This is a genomic window from Pseudomonas lyxosi, assembly GCF_047758685.1.
Lineage (GTDB): Bacteria > Pseudomonadota > Gammaproteobacteria > Pseudomonadales > Pseudomonadaceae > Aquipseudomonas > Aquipseudomonas lyxosi.
On record NZ_CP180481.1, the window covers coordinates 2,257,590 to 2,274,923 of the forward strand.

Here is a 17,334-nt window from a genome sequence, read left to right on the forward strand (position 1 = left end):
TTTTTCTACTTAAGGGCTTTGACTGTCATGGATTACCGCGATTATGTACGACCGAAATTCGTTGAACTGATGCAGGCCCTGGGCCTGGAATGCCAGTTCCATCGGGCGTTGGGCAGCAAACTGTTTTACCGCGACAAACAAGGCGCCGAAGTTGACGTCACTGACTTTCTTGGCGGTTACGGCGCTGCGTTGTTTGGCCACAATGACCCGCAGTTCGTCGATCAACTCTGCGGCTTGTTGCGCGCTGATGTGCCGTTCAATGCGCAGATGTCCGTGCGTGGCGCGGCCGGCCTGTTGGGGCGCGAACTCAGCGAGGCGTTCAACCGTGAGCTGAACAACAGCGAGCGCTACATTTCGACCTTCTCCAACAGTGGCGCCGAGTCGGTGGAAATCGCCGTCAAGCATGCCGAATTCCGCCGCCAGAAAACCTTGCAAAAGCAGTTCGACGAACGGGATTTCGCCCTGGCCAATTTGACCGCCAGTGACAAGGCCTATGTTGAACTGGACGTCGACGACCTCGACCTGCCCGCCGGATTGCTGCCAGACAATCTGTCATACGTGACCGTGCGCCAGGTGGTGGAAGCGGTGCGTCAACACAACCTGGCGCAGCTGCATGTCGAGCCGGTTTTCGTCGCCCTGCGCGGCAGCTTCCACGGCAAACTGGTGAACACCGTCCAGCTGACTTACGGCAAACAGTACCGCCAGCCGTTCGCCCGATTTGGTCTCAACGTCGAGTTCATCGACCCGCAACAACCCCAACAACTCCAGGATTTGCCGGCCCGTCACACGCGGCATTGGCTGAGCCTGGAGTGGAGCGGCGAGACCTTGCAGGTGCGCCGTGAAGCCTTCAGTGCGATCACTGCGGTGTTGCTGGAGCCGATCCAGGGCGAGGGTGGCATCAACGAGTTTGCCAGCGAGTTCTACCTGGGCCTGCGTCGCCTGTGCAATGAACAGCAATGCCCGCTGATCATCGACGAAGTGCAATCGGGTTTCGGCCGCACCGGCACTTTGCTCGGCGCCAGCCATTTCAACTTGCAGGGCGATTACTACTGCCTGTCCAAAGCGTTGGGCGGCGGCCTGATGAAAATTGCTGCGACAGTCATCCGCGCCAGCCACTACGAAAACGATTTCAGCTACATCCACAGTTCGACCTTCGCCGAAGACGATGCATCGTGCCATATCGCCCTGTCGGCATTGCGCCGCTTGTTTGCGAACGACAGCGCGATGCTCAAGGACGTGAACAAGAAAGGCGAATACCTCAAGTCGTCGTTGCTCGAACTCAAAGCCGCGTACCCGGACGTGATCGCCGATGTGCGGGGTCGCGGGTTGTTGCTGGGGTTCGAACTGCACGACCTGACCGGCACCAGTTCGCTGGTCCAGGCGTCGGCGCAGTACAACGATGCGCTGGGTTACATCATCGCCGGCTACCTGCTGCAATTCGAGTCGCTGCGGGTCGCGCCGTCGGGCAGCAACGCCAACGTGATTCGACTGGAGCCGCCGGTATGCATCACCCTCGAGGAAATCGACGGCTTGATTGGCTCGTTGCAAAAGGTCTGCGACATGCTGCGTCGCCGCGATGCCTTCCCGCTGGCGGCCGGGGTGTGCGCCGACAGCATCAGCGAAGTTCCGGCTCGCGAGATGAGTTTCAAGGAGTCTGAAAACCTCCCAAAGCCTGACGAGAGCGTTCGCGTGGTGGCGCGTGTGGCGTTCATCAATCACCTGATCGATTCGGACATGCTCAGTGATGTCGACCCGTCGCTGTCCACCCTCAGCGCGGAACAGAAGCGCGAGTTCATCAAGCGCATGGCCCCGGAGCGGCGTGCAGCACCAATCGGCCCGGTGGTGATTCGCTCGAAACTCGGCACCGCCGTGGAGTTCACCTTGTATCCGTTGTGCATGGACTCCGATGCCATGGCCGCGTACATCGCCAGTGGTGACCTGGACACCATCCGCGACGAAGTCGGCAATCGCATCCGTGATGCCCGGGCCGATGGCTACAGCGTGGCCGGTCTGGGCATGTACACCTCGATCGTCACTAACAACTGTCAGGCGCTGAAAATCCCCGACATGGCGCTGACTTCCGGCAACGCGCTGACCATCGGCATGGGCCTGGAAGCGATCGAGCAAGGCTGCAAGCAGCAAGGCCTGGAACTGTGTCAGCAGACGGCGGCGGTGGTCGGCGCTGCCGGCAACATTGCCTCGACGTACGCCTCGTTGCTGTCCACCAGTGTCGAACACCTGATCCTCATCGGTAGCGGTCGCGACGGATCCCTGCGGCGTCTGGAGAAGACCGCCCAGCTGATTTACGCCGAGGCCGCCCGCGCGATTCTCAAGGGTGTCGCCGAGCACGACCGCCTCGCCAGCCGCTTGCAGAAACTCGACGGTATCGACGCGTTGTTGCAGGCCCACGGTGCTGGCGCCGACCTCGGTTTGCGGGTGCAGCGCCTGGTCGAAGAGCACCTGGGTGCGAATGCGTTCATCACGGTCAGCAATGACCTTGATGTGCTGAAACAGGCGCGCATCGTGCTCTGTGCGGCGAACGCGCCTCAACCGTTTCTCGGTGCCGATCACTTCGCCGAAAACAGCGTGATCTGCGACATCGCGGTGCCGCTGAACGTCGATCAGAATCTCTCCAGCCAACGGGCCGACGTGTTGTACATGCACGGCGGGATTGTTCAGACCCCGCTGGGCGATGGCCTGATCCGCAACGTGCGCGCCTACCTCAAGGAAGGTCAGCTGTATGCCTGCATGGCGGAGTCGGTGTTGATGGGGTTGTCCGGGATGAAACAGCACTACTCCTACGGCGATATCAGCCGCGAGCAAGTGCAGCAGATTCGTGCCCTGGCCGCGACCCACGGTTTCAGCCTCGCGCAGTTCAAGACTGACAATTCACTCTAAGGAACGGTCATGCCGAATAAAGTAGCAGTAGTGACCGGTGGCAGTCGTGGCATCGGCCGGGCGATTGTCCTGGCCCTGGCCGGCGCGGGCTATCAGATCGCATTCAGTTATGTACGCGACGAAGTGGCCGCCATGTCCTTGCGTGACGAGGTCCAGGCGTTGGGCCTCGAGTGTCTGGCGCTGCACTGCGATGTCAGCAGCGGCGACAGCATCCAGGGCTTTTTCGAGCGGGTCGACCAGCATTTCGAGCGTGTCGATCTGCTGGTCAACAACGCCGGCATCACCCGTGACGGGTTGCTGGCGGCGATGCCGAGCCGCGACATCATCGAGGTGATCCAGACCAACCTGATCGGCACCTTGCTCTGCTGCCAGCAGGTGGTGCCGGGCATGATGCGCCAGCGCAGCGGTTGCATCGTCAACATCAGCTCGGTGGCCGCGCAGAAACCCGGCAAGGGCCAAAGCAACTATGCCGCGGCAAAAGGGGGCGTCGAAGCGTTGACCCGGGCCCTGGCGGTGGAGTTGGCGCCACGCAACATTCGGGTGAATGCGGTGGCTCCCGGCATCGTCAATACCGAAATGAGCACGGCGCTGATCGGCAGTCAGGAGCAGGAAATCCAGTCGCGGTTACTGATCAAGCGTTACGCCGAACCCCATGAGATTGCCGAGGCAGTGCTGTACATCGCCGAACGCGGTTTGTACCTGACGGGTGAGGTCCTGCCGGTCAACGGCGGGTTGAAAATGCCATGAGCCGGACCATTCTGATTACCGGTGCCGCCAAGGGCATCGGCCGGGCGGTGGCGGAAAATTTTGCCGCCGACGCCGGGCACCGCTTGATCCTGCTGGACCTGGATTTGCCGGAACTGCAACGCTGGGTTGACGAACAACAAGGTCAGATCAAGGCCCGGGTCGAAACCCATGCCGCGAACATTGCCGACCTGCCGGGCATGGAAACGTTCTTCAAAATGCTCGCCAAACAAGTGGATTACGTCGATGTGCTGGTCAACAGCGCCGGCATCTGCAACGAGAATGAACCGGAAGATTTGCACAACTGGCACAAGGTGATTTCGGTCAACCTCAACGGTACGTTCTACGTCACTTCGTTGTGCCTGCCGTTGATGCCGGATCGCGCACGGATCATCAACATGTCGTCGATCCTCGGCCGCGCCGGCAAGGTCCGCAACACCGCGTACTGCGCTTCCAAGCACGGCATCGTCGGCATGACCAAAGCCCTGGCGATGGACCTGGCGCCACGGCTGATCACCGTCAACGCGATTCTCCCCGCGTGGATCGATACGCCCATGCTGCAAGGTGAATTGGCGGCGCAAGCGGCCATTGCCGGGCTGACCCAGGAACAGATCCTGCGCAACGCCAAGAAGAAACTGCCGATGCGTCGCTTCATTCAAAGCGAAGAAGTCGCGGCGATGGTGCGTTACCTGGCCAGCCCCGAAGCGGGCGGGGTGACAGCCCAGAGCCTGGTGATCGACGGCGGTGTCGGGTTGGGAATGTAGCCATGCCGGGATCTTCTTTTAGCCGCACCGCGTGGGCGGTGTTGGCGTGCATGGCCGCGCAACCGGCGTTAGCTGAATTGACGGCCGAGGACTTCAAACCGGATTACGCCGACGCCGAAGTCGGCGTGGCCACCGCGCTGCGCTTGCACGGTGATGACCAGGTCACTCAGAAGGCCGTGTATTTCAAGGCCAACCTGGAAGACAACTGGGACGGCGGTTACTACAAGGCCAAGGGCCGGGTGCGTTACGACGCCCGCTACGACGGCAACAATCCGTACAGCGAACGGGCGCGGGACAAGTACCGCTTCGACGCCGACTGGCGGCATTTGTACTGGGGCCAGTCGGTGGGCGACGGCGAGGTGACTGTCGGCTGGCAGCAAGTGGTCTGGGGTCGTGCCGATGAGTTGCGGGTGCTCGATCAGGTCAACCCTGTGGACTATCGCGATGGCCTGACTCCGCTACTGGAAGACAGCCGGATCGCGGTGCCCATGGTGCGATTTGCGCAACCGGTGGGCGAGTGGGAGCTGGAGGCGCTGTGGGTCACCGATTTTGTGAAAAACCAGCCGCCGGTGGCGGGCAGCGAGTTCGACGCGCCGCTGTTTGCCGTGCCGGATCCGCAGTACTTTCTGCTCGACTCCAAGCCCGGCTACGACGGTGACAAGGGCTTCTCGTATGGCCTGAGCGCCAACGGCCGGATCGGCTCGGTGGACACCAGTTTTGTCGCTCTGAACGCCCGCCAACAGGACCCGGTGTACGCCGTCGAAGGCCTGGCCGAGGACGGCCGCACGCGGCTGGAACGCCAGTTTCCCCGTTACACCATGGGCGGTGCGGGGCTGGCGATCGATGCCGGTCACAGCATCGTGGTGCGTAGCGAAATTGCCTGGTTCGACAACTGGCGGGTGACCAATCCGACCCGTGCCTACGGCGCCGACAGCACCTCGATGGTCAAGTCGTTGCTGGGCGTCGATTACCTGCTGCGCGACTGGCTGATTTCCCTGCAATGGCAGGAGCAGCAACTGCTCGACTGGCAGGACGGCATGCTGCAGGACAAGCGCGAACACTTGTTCACCCTGTCCGCCGAGGGCACCCATTGGCAGGACAGACTCAAGAGCCGGCTGGTAGTCGCCGCCTCGCCACCGTTTAACGACGATGCGCTGTTGCAAGGCATTTTCACTTACAAACCGGTGGACTGGATCAAGCTCGGGCTGGAAGTGGATGTGTTCTTCGGCAAGCCCGACAAACCCTTCGGCGAGTACGACAACCGCGATCAAGTGCGGCTGTCCGCCGGTTACCTGTTTTAACCCCATGACGCCTGCGTGCCCCTGGCGTATTGGCTCGACCATATTCATCTGACGAAAAAGGAAGTTCCCATGTTGCCGCTATTCAAAAGTCTGACCGCCGCCGCATTGATCCTGAGCGGCGCTTGCGCCACCGCCGCCGAAGGCAAGAATGCCGATGAAATCATCCGCCAGGTGCGCGATCGAAACGACGGCAAAAGCTTCATGTCCCAGGTGTCGCTGATCCTCCACGACAAGAAGGGCAACACCCGCGTTCGCGAGTTCACCTACCTGCAAAAGGATTACCCGGACAGCGACAAATTCAGCATGTATTTCTCCGCCCCCACGGACGTGCGCGACGTGGCCTTTCATATCGAAAACCCCCATGAAACCCTGGGACTGGAAGACAGCCAGTGGATGTACTTGCCGGTCAGCCGCCAGACGCGGCGGATCTCCACCACCGACAAGCGCGGTTCGTTCATGGGCAGCGAGTACTCCTACGCCGACCTGGACAAGATCCGGGTCAAGGATTACACCCAGACGCTGATCGGTGAAGAGCAGGTCAAGGGTCGCGACTGCTACGTGATCGAGCGGGAGCCGGCGTCGCCCGAGGTGCTGGCCAAGACGGGCTACAACAAACTGAAAGTGTGGATCGACAAGCAGAATTTTCTGGTCATGCGTCAGGACTTCTTCGACGTCAAAGGCGTGCTGGTCAAGCAGATGCGCACGCAGAAGGTCGACACCATCGACTCGATCGACAGCATCGTGCTGAGCGAAACCGAGCACTTCATCGACGGCACCCGCTCAGAGATGCGCTTCAATCACCTGCAATACAACGTGCAACTGGAAGACCGTTTGTTCACCCAGACCGCCATCAAGCGCGGGCTGAAAACCGGCGATGTGCCGGACTTTGCCGTGTCTGCCCGCTAAGCGCCGACCCTGACGACCCTGGAACGCATGATCATGGAAAGATACCTGAACTTCGTCGAGCGCTATGCGCGGGCGATCGTTTTCCTGCTGGTGGCGGTCACGGCGTATTTTACCTATACGCTGGGCGCGCTGATCTCCGACACCAACCCTTATCTACTCAAGGAAACCCATCCGGCGCGCAAGACCATCATTGATCTGCAAAGCGAGTTCACCGGCACATTCGACTCGGTGATGGTGGCGCTGAACAACCCGCAGACGGTGTTCAACAAGCAGACCCTCAACGCACTGTTTTCGATGTCGCAATCGGTGCGCAAGATGATCCTGGCCAACGACGCCGACAAGGAGCAGTTGACGCAAATCGTCGCCAGGCACCCGGACGACAGCCGGGCGCAGTTGTTGACGCGCGACATTCTGGAGAACGGGTTTTCGCAGAACGACTACGCCCAGGCCAAGGCCCTGCGTGATTACGCCCAGAGCCAGAATTGGGATGCCCATGATCAGCTGTTCCTGACCTTTCTCGCCGAGCGAATTAACCCGATTCGCGAAATGGCGTCCATGGGCGACCTGGAAAACATCGTGCTGACCGACGGTGGCGAGCTGCTGATCCACAAGACCCTCAACGCCTACGACATGGACCCGGCGTTGGTCGAGTCGCAGATCATGGGCAACGAACTGATGGTCGACGGGGTGGTCTCCAAGGACAAGAAAGTCGCGATGCTGGTGGCCGAGCTGGGCACCAAGCAAGACGATGCCCAGGCGCAACTGCGCGCCTACCAGATCGTGCGCGGTATCGTCGCGGACTATCAGGCGGCGCACCCCGAGTTCAAGGACGAGATCTTCATTGCCGGTATGCCGATCTTCATCGCGGCCCAGCAGGAGATCATCGACCATGACCTGGCGGTGCTGTTTCCGATTGTCTTTTTGCTGATCACGCTGCTGTTGGTTTTCTTCTTCCGCAAACCGCTGGGCGTGCTGTTACCACTGTTCAACATTCTGTTCTGCACCATCTGGACCCTGGGCCTGATGGCCCTGTTGCGGGTGCCGTTCGACTTGCTGACCAGCGTGTTGCCGGTGTTTCTGTTCACCATTTGCTGCTCGGACGCGATCCATGTGATGTCCGAGTATTACGAGCAGAAGAACGCCGGTAAAAGTAACCGCGAAGCCAATCGCGAGACGCAACGGCTGATGGTGGTGCCGGTGGTGTTGACGACGGTGACTACCATCGCCACATTCATGATTTCCACCACCAACAACATTGTCAGCATCCGCAATTTCGGCGTGTTCATGTCCATCGGCCTGACGGCGGCGCTGATCATTTCGCTGTTGCTGATTCCGGCCTGGATCTCGATCTGGGGCAAGGACCAAACCCCGAAAACCCTGGCCGCGGTGCACAAGGAATCGATCATCTCGCGCTATCTGGTGGCGTTCTGCGCACGGCTGATTCAGTGGCGCAAACCGATCTTGATGGTGATGCTGCCGCTGCTGGCCTTGATGACGGTGTTTACCTTGCGCGTCGATATCGAAGACTCGGGCATCGCCTATTTCAAGCCCGAGAGTCACATCCGCGTCTCGGACCAATTCATCAACCACGCCAATGTCGCGGGCACGGCGCCGGGCTGGATCGCCATCGACAGCAAAGAGCCGCGCGGCGTGCTGACCACGGAGGTGGTGCAGTTCATCGACAAGCTCGACCACTTCATCAAGCAGCAACCGGATGTCAGTTATGGCTACTCCCTGGCCACGTATGTCAAGCGCATGAACCTGGTGCTCAATGACATGAATCCCGACTACTTGCGCGTGCCCCAAGCGACGGAGCAGGTCACATCGGTCAATGACGAGGGGCAGACCGAGCGGTTCGAGGTGCCGGGCAATTCGCTGATCGAGCAGCACGTGATGCTGTTCGAGAACGGCGGCGGTTCGGACCTCAATAACGTGCTCAACGCCGACTATTCCAAGGCGCTGACGCTGTACACCATGACGTCGTCGGTGGCCAGCGACTACCAGGGCATGCTGGATCGGCTCGATGCCTGGTTGCTGGTGAACAAACCGGCCAACCTCGAAGTGACGCACGCCGGCACGCCAGTGATCTGGACCGGCGTGTTGCAGGAAATCACCCAGGGCCAGGTCCTGAGTTTTTCCCTGGCGTTGCTGGTGGTCACGCTGATGATGATGTATTGGCTCAAGTCGGTACGCTTGGGGATCCTCGGCATGCTGACCCTGTTGACCACCTCGGTGACGGTCTACGGCTTCATGTTCCTGTTCGGCATCGAGCTGAACATCGGCACGACGTTGGTGACGTTCCTGGTCGTCGGCGTGGTCGATTACGCGGTGCACTTGCTGTCACGGATCAAACTGCTGGTGCAGCAAGGGATTCATGTCGATGCGGCTATTTTGCAGGCGATGCACAGCGTCGGCCGTTCAACCGTGGTCAACGTGGTGATTTTCTCCGTGGGCTTCATGGCGCTGCTGTTTTCCGACTTCAAGCCGATTGTCGATCTGGGCGCACTGGTGGCGATGGCGCTGTTTTCCAGCGGTGTCATGACCATTCTGCTGGTGACGCTGGTGTCGCCGTGGTTCTTCGCGGCAATTGTTCCGGTACCTGAACAGGACCGAGCCATGGGGGATCCTGCCTTGAGCTGACCGGACGACCGGGTCCGCAGGCGCCCAGGTGGCCTGCGAGCCTGGTCATCCAGCGCAGCAGGGATTTCAGTTCAGCGTATTGTTCGGGTTTTTTTCGCCATAGCGGGCGATACGCTCGAACTGACATTCCTGTCGGGCATCGTTGAGGCTGCTTTCAAACGCTTCGAGGCCATTGTGCAATTGCTGTAGAGCGCCGATCTGGGAAACCAGTTCGGCCTTTTTTTCGGCGATCGCTTTTTGCGCCATGTCCCACGGGAATTCGTTGCCGTGGTAGTTGTTCAACATCACTTGTAGCTCTTTGAGCTTGAAGCCCAATTGCTGGGCGCACTTGATGAACGTCAACACTTCGACGCTTTGCTGGCTGTAGATGCGGTATTTGCCTTCACGTTTTGGCTCCGGCAACAGGCCGATTTCCTCGTAATGGCGAATGCTTTTGACTGTGGTGCCCGACAGCTGGGCAGCTTTACCGATATACATAAAGATCCGTCTCGATGATCAAACAGGGTATAGCGCGACCAGACTTCATGCCTGACCGGAGGGAATAATATAGGGAATAACATTCAAAGGTTGCAGCAGCGTGTAAATGACGCACGTGCGACGAACGACCACTTGACGGGGGCGTGGAGACGGGCTGACGGCGTCGGGCACGCCGTCAGCAAACAGCGAGGGGGAGCATCAGCTGCCGGCGGTGACCCGGGCTTGTTCCAGCCAGGCGTCGCGCTGGGTCGACTTGGAGCCCAGGATCGGGCCGAAGGTGAGGGTCTTCAATGGCTTGATGCCGCAGAACTCCAGGGTCGTCTTGCGCATCTGGTGCAGGCCGGGCATGCGATAGACCCATTTGTAATACCAGGGCGGCGTGTCCATGGTCACCAGCAGATGCGCCGTCCGTCCTTTGAGCAGTTTGTCGGGGAAGGCCTTGCCCTCACGGTATTTGAAGGCAAAGCCGGGCAGGAAAATGCGGTCGAGAAAGCCCTTCATCAAAGCCGGAATTCCGCCCCACCAGATCGGATAAACGAACGTCAGGTGTTCCGCCCAGGTGATATCGGCCTGGGCTTGCAACAGGTCCGGCTCCAACGGCTGGATCGTGTGATAGCCCTCGTGCAGGACCGGATCGAAGTCCAGCGCATCCAGACGCAGCAGCCGCACGTCATGACCGGCATCCCTGGCGGCCTGGACGTACGTTTCGCTCAGTGCCCCGCAGAAACTGTCGGTGGAGGGGTGCCCCAGAATCACGAGCATTCGTTTGCTCATCGCGTGTACTCCTGAATTGAAGCCCGCAGCATAGAGTCTGCCCCTAACGGTAGAGTCAAGGCGTTCCCGGCGTCAGAGCCTCCAGCAAGGCCCGGGCGTAACCGGGCAGGCTGTCGAAGTCGCGGGCGCAGATTTTCAGGGTGCGGTTGGCCCAGTCTTCGGGAAGAGCGCGGGTCGTGACAGCTTGCGCCGGCAGCCAGCGCTCGATGGCGACCAGCGGCACGATGGCCAGTCCTGCGCCGCGAGCGACCATGCGAATGACCCCGTCGAAGCCGTCGGCGCGAATGCGGATCGGCATGCGCTGGCCAATGTGCAGGGCCTGTTCTTCCAGGTGGATCGCCAATGCACTGCTGGCGCCCAGGGCCACGTAGGCGTGGCTCAAGGTGTGTGCGAAGGTCAGTGACGGGTGTTCGGTCAGGGGATGTTCCGGGGGCAGGATCAGCACCAGCGGGTCATCGCGAAACGGCCGGGTGTGGAGGTCATCGGTGTCCACGGCGTCGGACACGATCCCGAGGTCCGCCGCCCCCTGACGCAACGCATGGGTGATGCGGGCGCTGGGCAACTCTTGAAGGTCGATGTCGAGATTCGGATGCTCGCGCAGAAAGTCTGCGAGCAACTCCGGCAGGTATTCGGTGATCGCGGTGGTGTTGCATAGCAACCGCACCTGGCCTTTGACGCCCTTGGCGTATTCGGCCAGGTCCTGTTGCATGCGTTCGGCCTGTTGCAGCAGGAGGCGGGCGTGTTGCGCCAACGCTTTGCCCGCAGGTGTGGGCGTGACGCCACGGCGACCGCGTTGCAGAAACTCGATCCCCAACGAAGCCTCCATGGCGCGGATGCGCGCACTCGCCGCCGCCAGGGACAAATGGCTGCGAGCTGCGCCGGCGGTGATGTTGCCGCTGTCGAGGATGTTCAAGTAGAGGCGCAGGTCGGTCAGGTCGAAGTGCATCGGCAACCTATTGATCTATGTTGTCTGGAAGGACGCTATCGCGAGCAAGCTCGCTCCCACAGGTGACCGCGTCATCCGCACCGACTCGGTCCACTGTGGGAGCGAGCTTGCTCGCGATAGCGGCCCTCAAAACGACGAAGTTTTCAGCCTATTGCTTGACGAGAGGCTGCCTCAGTATATGGCAGATTTTCAAGCAGCCAATCCGGGCTCACGATAGCGCCATGAATACTCTCGCCGCGTTCTATCAAAACCTCGGTCTGGCCCTTTCATTGATGGTCATCGCAACCTTTCTGCTGGCCGGCATGATCAAGGGTGTGATCGGCCTGGGTCTGCCGACCATCGCGATGGGTTTGCTCGGTCTGGCTATGGCGCCGTCGCAGGCTGCCGCACTGCTGATCATCCCCGCGACGCTCACCAATGTCTGGCAACTGGCATTCGGCGGGCATCTGCGGGGGTTGATCAAACGCCTGTGGCCGATGTTGCTGGCGATCTTCATCGGTACCGGAGCCGGCACGTTGTGGATCGGCATGGCCGGTGGTCATTGGGTCGTGCGGGGATTGGGCGCGGCGCTGTTGCTCTATGCGTTGAGCGGATTGTTACTACCGACCTTGCGTGTCGGGCGTCACACCGAGCGTTGGTTCGGTCCTTTTTGCGGCCTGTTGACGGGCGTCATCACCTCGGCCACCGGCGTCTTCGTGATTCCGGCCGTGCCTTATCTGCAAGCCTTGGGCTTGAGCAAGGATGAACTGGTGCAGGCGCTGGGTCTGTCGTTCACCGTCTCGACCCTGGCTCTCGCCGCCGGCCTGTTATGGCGTGGCGCACTGGGCGGTGGCGAGTTAAGTGCGTCGTTGCTGGCGCTGATCCCGGCGGTGCTCGGCATGTTGCTGGGGCAATGGCTGCGCCAGCGGATCAGCGCCGTGCTGTTCAAGCGTGTGTTCTTCATTGGCCTCGGCGTGCTCGGCGGCCACTTGCTGATCAGCGGGTAACGGACGATGGGCTGAGCATGTCGATGGCGCGGATATCGAAATCCCGTTCCAGGTACTCATCGCGCTGCTCGAGGAACTGCTTCATGTGCGGCAGGTTCGAGTGCACGTCCAAGTGAGCCTGGGACTGCCAGATCTCATAGAAGATAAACAGCGTCGGGTCCTGTTTGTCGCGCAGCATGTGGTATTCGATGCAACCCGGCTCGGCGCGGCTTGCTTCCACATAGCCGCTGAAAAACGCTTCAAAGGCGTCGGATTTTTCCGGGCGGGTCTTGGCGTGCAGGATGAAGCCTTGCATTTCACTCATCAGAAATTTCCCCAAGTTCAGAATCGGCGCAAGTTTATGGCAACAATCGCTTGTCGATTCGTGCGTATTGGTCAAATGAATTTTGTGAATTCAGCGCTTATTCCGCGCGAGGCGGATCGCTACGCTGCCGCCATCGAATTCCAACCTTCCGAGACTTCCCATGAAAAAAGTCCTGTTGCTCAATGGCGGCAAAAAATTTGCCCACTCCGATGGCCGCTACAACGCCACCCTGCATGAAGCCGCGCTGAGCGTGCTGGATCGCGGCGGTGTCGACGTGAAAGCCACCCTCATCGACGAGGGTTACGACGTCGCCGAAGAAGTCGCCAAATTCCTCTGGGCCGACGTGATCATTTATCAGATGCCTGGCTGGTGGATGGGCGCGCCCTGGACCGTCAAGAAGTACATCGACGAAGTTTTCACCGAAGGCCATGGCAGCCTGTACGCCAGTGACGGTCGCACCCGTTCCGACGCTTCGCAAAAGTACGGCAGCGGTGGTCTGTTGCAGGGCAAGCAATACATGTTGTCCCTGACCTGGAACGCGCCGCAGCAAGCCTTCGACGATCCGACCGACTTCTTCGAAGGCAAGGGCGTGGACGCAGTGTACTTCCCGTTCCACAAGGCCAACGAATTCCTCGGCATGACCGGTTTGCCGACCTTCCTGGCCGTCGATGTGATGAAGCGCCCGAATGTCGAAGCCGATGTCGCACGCTATGAGCAGCATTTGACCGAGGTGTTCGGTCTGCCGGCGTGAGGTTCCTTTTGCCCCGCATCCAGCTACTATCAAGCCAGTTTTGAATGAGGGGCATCCGTGAAAGCCAGATCCGATGAGTTGCAGATTTTCATCTGCGTGATTGAGTGCGGATCGATTTCCGCTGCGGCCGAACAGGTCGGGCAAACGCCTTCAGCGGTCAGCCGCACACTGTCGCGGCTGGAGGCGAAACTTGATACCACGCTGATCAACCGCACCACGCGGCGCATGGACCTGACCGAAGAGGGCAAGTACTTCTTCGAGCACGCCAAGCTGATTCTGGATCAGATGGACGAGCTCGAAGAGCGCCTGACCTCACGTCAGCAAACCCCGTCCGGGCGTCTGCGGATCAACGCCGCATCGCCGTTCATGCTGCACGCCATCGTGCCGTACATCGACGAGTTTCGCCGGCTCTATCCGGACATCCAGCTGGAACTCAACAGCAACGATTTGATCATCGATTTGCTCGAGCAAAGCACCGACATCGCCATCCGCATCGGCACGCTCGCCGACTCGACCTTGCACGCTCGATCTCTGGGTTGCAGCCCGCTGCACATCGTCGCCAGCCCGGCCTATCTTGAGAAACACGGTGTACCGGCTGAAGTGGCGGATTTGTCCGGGCACACGCTGCTGGGTTTCACCAACAACGAAGGTCTCAACCAATGGCCGTTGCGCTACGTTCACGGTGATCGTTGGCCGATTCAGGCGTCGATCAGCGCCTCCAGCGGCGAGACGATCAGGCACCTGGCGCTGGAAGGTCAGGGCATTGCCTGCCTGTCGCATTTCATGACGATTGATGACATCCGCGCCGGACGCTTGCAGGTGCTGTTGGCGGATTTCAACAGCGGCTATCGCCAGCCGATCAATGCGGTGTACTACCGTAACTCGCAACTTGCGCTACGGATTCAATGCTTCCTGGACTTCATCCAGGGCAAATTGGCGGCTTACGCGAACGCGGACTTCAAGGGCTGATTCGTGACCTCTGCGCAAGAGTGAATTGGGCAACGCCGTCTGTTTCCGCAGGCATCGGTCCTCGATACTGGCTGCATCACTTATTAACGCAGGGAGTCTCTCCATGAACGTATTCGTTACCGGTGCTGCAGGTTTTATCGGCGGCTCCATCGCCACGGGTCTGGTCCAGGCTGGCCACAAGGTGACAGGCCTGGTTCGCAGCGCCGAACAAGCCAATGAACTGCGCGCTCTGGGCATCACCCCGGTTATCGGCACGCTTGACGACAGCGAATTGCTGGCCGAACAGGCCCGCGCCGCCGATGCCGTGATCAACGCCGCCAGCAGCGACCATCGCGGCGCGGTGGACGCATTGCTCAATGCACTTCGCGGTTCCAACAAAGTGTTCTTGCACACCAGCGGCTCAAGCATTGTTGGCGATGCGTCGGGCGGCAAATCCAGCGACGTTATCTATTACGAAGACAACCTGCCGGAGCCGACCGTCGACAAGGCTGCTCGCGTGGCCATCGACAACCTGATCCTCGCCGCAGCAAAGGACGGGGTGAACTCGGCAGTCATCTGCAACACCCTGATCTACGGTCACAGCCTGGGTGTGAATCGTGACAGCGTGCAATTGCCGCGCTTACTGAAACAGGCGCGTAAAAGTGGTGTGGTCCGGCATGTCGGTACCGGCCAGAACATCTGGTCCAACGTGCACATCGAAGACGTGGCCTCCCTGTACCTGCTGGCGCTGACCAAGAACGTACCGGGCACCTTCTACTTCGTCGAAAGCGGTGAAGCGTCGTTCATCGACATGACCACTGCGATTGCCCAAGCGCTGAATCTGGGTGAGCCACAAGACTGGCCGCTGAAAGATGCCGAAGCTGAGTGGGGTTATGAAATGGCCAACTATGGCCTGGGCTCCAACAGCCGGGTTCGCGGTAAAAAGGCGCGGGAGTTGCTGGGCTGGGCGCCGAAACGGACATCGGTGATTGAATGGATTCGTGACGAGATGGTGTGAGTTCACTCTAAACCGCGTCATCGTTCATCGCGAGCAAGCTCGCTCCCACATTTGATCACTATACGGCACAGATTTTGTGTACGACGAAGATCCACTGTGGGAGCGAGCTTGCTCGCGATTGCGTTTCTGGCGACCCAATAACTGGCCGGGCCGCCCTCAATTCCGTAACATCCGCCCCCTCTTTTCCCGCCTGTATTTTAGGTCAGCCATGAAACCCAAACGTCTGCGCGCCGATACCCTGGCCGGACTCACCACGTCTTTCGCCCTGCTACCCGAATGCATCGCCTTCGCGCTGGTTGCTCACCTCAATCCATTGATGGGGCTTTACGGCGCTTTCATCATTTGCACGTTGACCGCGCTCTTCGGCGGGCGGCCGGGCATGGTGTCCGGCGCCGCCGGATCGATGGCGGTGGTAATCGTTGCGTTGGTGGTGCAGCACGGCGTGCAGTACTTGCTGGCCACCGTGTTGCTGGGTGGGTTGATCATGCTCGCGTTCGGGTTGCTGAAACTGGGCAAGCTGGTGCGCATGGTGCCGCACCCGGTGATGCTCGGCTTCGTCAACGGCCTGGCGATCATCATTGCCTTGGCGCAGCTGGAACACTTCAAGAGCGGTGACGTCTGGCTCAGCGGTCCGCCGCTGTACCTGATGGCCGGGCTAGTTGCCGTGACGATGGCCATCGTTTACGTGCTGCCGCGTCTGACGCGCGCCGTGCCGCCAGCGCTGGTGGCGATTCTGGGCGTTGGTCTGGCGGTTTATCTGCTCGGTCTGCCGACCCGCACCTTGGGCGACATGGCGCACATCGCCGGCGGCTTGCCGACCTTTGCGCTGCCAGACATCCCCTGGAGCCTGGAAACCCTGCGCATCATCGCCCCTTACGCGATTTTGATGGCGTTAGTCGGCCTGCTGGAAACCTTGCTGACCCTGAACCTCACCGACGAGATCACCGAGAGCCGTGGCTACCCGGATCGCGAATGCGTGGCGCTGGGCGCGGCCAACATGGTCTCCGGTGTATTCGGCGGTATGGGCGGTTGCGCCATGATCGGGCAGACGGTGATCAACCTCAGTTCCGGCGGTCGCGGTCGGCTGTCCGGTGTGGTGGCCGGGGTGATGATTTTGCTGTTTATCCTCTTCCTTTCGCCGCTGATCGAGCGCATCCCGCTGGCCGCATTGGTCGGGGTGATGTTCGTGGTGTCGCAGCAGACGTTTGCCTGGGCTTCGTTGCGGGTGGTGAACAAGGTGCCGCTGAACGACGTGTTGGTGATCATCGCGGTAACGGTCATTACGGTGTTCACCGATCTGGCCACCGCCGTGCTCTGCGGGATCATCATTGCGGCGCTCAACTTTGCCTGGCAACAGGCCCGCGAGCTTTATGCAGACAGTCATCTTGAAGTGGACGGCAGCAAGCTCTACCACTTACATGGCACGCTGTTCTTCGCCTCGACTACGCCTTTTCTCAATCAGTTCGACCCCGCCAACGATCCGTCCGTGGTGACGATCGACTGTCGCCACTTGAGCTTCGTCGACTATTCGGCCATCGCCGCGCTCAAGACCTTACGCGAGCGCTATGCAAAAACCGGCAAACAGCTGCGCGTGCTGCACTTGTCCGAACGCTGCAAGAAACTGCTCAAGCGTGCACGCGTGAATCACGACTGAAGTGGATGAGTGATCGTTCCCATGCTCTGCGTGGGAATGCCTCACCGGACGCAGAGCGTCCGCTCTTGGGACGCAGAGCGTCCCTGGCTGCATTCCCACGCGGAGCGTGGGAACGATCATGTAAATAACTCCCCTCGATTTTCATAACACACGACCCCGCATACCTCTGCGCGACAACCCTTATCCCTCAACGAAAATTACTTTCACCTCGTTTGAAAATCAC

The 17,334-nt window shown here is 60.1% G+C and carries 15 protein-coding genes; 11 read left to right on the top strand and 4 right to left on the bottom strand.

The features are described from left to right. The first annotated feature begins 27 nt into the window (after positions 1-27). From ACMXYI_RS10450 to ACMXYI_RS10475, 6 genes are all read left to right on the top strand, one after another. Positions 28-2,898, top strand: a complete 2,871-nt coding sequence (locus ACMXYI_RS10450; RefSeq protein WP_415773156.1) for an aminotransferase class III-fold pyridoxal phosphate-dependent enzyme — start codon at positions 28-30, stop codon at positions 2,896-2,898. A gap of 9 nt (positions 2,899-2,907) precedes the next feature. After that, a complete protein-coding gene (locus ACMXYI_RS10455) occupies positions 2,908-3,645 on the top strand; it encodes a 3-oxoacyl-ACP reductase family protein (RefSeq protein ID WP_415773157.1) in 738 nt (245 codons plus the stop codon). After that, complete coding sequence (locus ACMXYI_RS10460; RefSeq protein ID WP_415773158.1) at positions 3,642-4,406, top strand: SDR family NAD(P)-dependent oxidoreductase; 765 nt, start codon at positions 3,642-3,644, stop codon at positions 4,404-4,406. The genes ACMXYI_RS10455 and ACMXYI_RS10460 overlap by 4 nt, the downstream gene beginning before the upstream one ends. A 2-nt stretch (positions 4,407-4,408) precedes the next feature. Then, positions 4,409-5,707, top strand: a complete 1,299-nt coding sequence (locus tag ACMXYI_RS10465) for a hypothetical protein (protein ID WP_415773159.1) — start codon at positions 4,409-4,411, stop codon at positions 5,705-5,707. A 69-nt stretch (positions 5,708-5,776) separates the two neighbouring features. Then, on the top strand, positions 5,777-6,613 hold the full coding sequence (locus tag ACMXYI_RS10470) for an outer membrane lipoprotein-sorting protein (RefSeq protein WP_415773160.1): 837 nt from the start codon (positions 5,777-5,779) through the stop codon (positions 6,611-6,613). A gap of 33 nt (positions 6,614-6,646) precedes the next feature. After that, a complete protein-coding gene (locus tag ACMXYI_RS10475) occupies positions 6,647-9,253 on the top strand; it encodes an efflux RND transporter permease subunit (protein ID WP_415773161.1) in 2,607 nt (868 codons plus the stop codon). Between the two features lie 66 nt (positions 9,254-9,319). On the opposite strand, the gene ACMXYI_RS10480 is transcribed toward ACMXYI_RS10475, so the two are convergent. The 3 genes from ACMXYI_RS10480 to ACMXYI_RS10490 all read right to left on the bottom strand — a co-directional run bounded on the left by ACMXYI_RS10480 (position 9,320) and on the right by ACMXYI_RS10490 (position 11,450). Further along, on the bottom strand, positions 9,320-9,730 hold the full coding sequence (locus ACMXYI_RS10480) for a MerR family transcriptional regulator (RefSeq protein WP_415773162.1): 411 nt from the start codon (positions 9,728-9,730) through the stop codon (positions 9,320-9,322). A gap of 198 nt (positions 9,731-9,928) precedes the next feature. Further along, complete coding sequence (locus ACMXYI_RS10485; protein ID WP_415773163.1) at positions 9,929-10,504, bottom strand: NAD(P)H-dependent oxidoreductase; 576 nt, start codon at positions 10,502-10,504, stop codon at positions 9,929-9,931. Positions 10,505-10,559: 55 nt separating this feature from the next. Further along, entirely contained in the window at positions 10,560-11,450 is an 891-nt protein-coding gene (locus ACMXYI_RS10490) for a LysR substrate-binding domain-containing protein (protein WP_415773164.1), read from the bottom strand. A 221-nt stretch (positions 11,451-11,671) separates the two neighbouring features. Between ACMXYI_RS10490 and ACMXYI_RS10495 the strand changes: the two genes are divergently transcribed. Further along, the gene (locus ACMXYI_RS10495; protein WP_415773165.1) at positions 11,672-12,436 is read left to right on the top strand and encodes a sulfite exporter TauE/SafE family protein; all 765 of its coding nucleotides are present in this window, start codon (positions 11,672-11,674) and stop codon (positions 12,434-12,436) included. Here the strand turns inward: ACMXYI_RS10495 and ACMXYI_RS10500 are convergent. Then, positions 12,426-12,740, bottom strand: coding sequence for a putative quinol monooxygenase (locus tag ACMXYI_RS10500; RefSeq protein WP_415773166.1), 315 nt, complete (start codon positions 12,738-12,740; stop codon positions 12,426-12,428). The two genes, ACMXYI_RS10495 and ACMXYI_RS10500, sit on opposite strands and share 11 nt — an antisense overlap. Before the next feature lie 160 nt (positions 12,741-12,900). On the opposite strand from ACMXYI_RS10500, the gene ACMXYI_RS10505 reads away from it, so the two are divergent. The 4 genes from ACMXYI_RS10505 to ACMXYI_RS10520 all read left to right on the top strand — a co-directional run bounded on the left by ACMXYI_RS10505 (position 12,901) and on the right by ACMXYI_RS10520 (position 17,111). Then, complete coding sequence (locus ACMXYI_RS10505) at positions 12,901-13,491, top strand: NAD(P)H-dependent oxidoreductase (RefSeq protein ID WP_415773167.1); 591 nt, start codon at positions 12,901-12,903, stop codon at positions 13,489-13,491. Between the two features lie 57 nt (positions 13,492-13,548). Further along, complete coding sequence (locus ACMXYI_RS10510; RefSeq protein WP_415773168.1) at positions 13,549-14,460, top strand: LysR substrate-binding domain-containing protein; 912 nt, start codon at positions 13,549-13,551, stop codon at positions 14,458-14,460. Between the two features lie 103 nt (positions 14,461-14,563). Continuing rightward, on the top strand, positions 14,564-15,457 hold the full coding sequence (locus ACMXYI_RS10515) for an NAD-dependent epimerase/dehydratase family protein (RefSeq protein ID WP_415773169.1): 894 nt from the start codon (positions 14,564-14,566) through the stop codon (positions 15,455-15,457). A gap of 208 nt (positions 15,458-15,665) precedes the next feature. Beyond that, the gene (locus ACMXYI_RS10520; RefSeq protein WP_415773170.1) at positions 15,666-17,111 is read left to right on the top strand and encodes a SulP family inorganic anion transporter; all 1,446 of its coding nucleotides are present in this window, start codon (positions 15,666-15,668) and stop codon (positions 17,109-17,111) included. Positions 17,112-17,334: the final 223 nt, after the last annotated feature.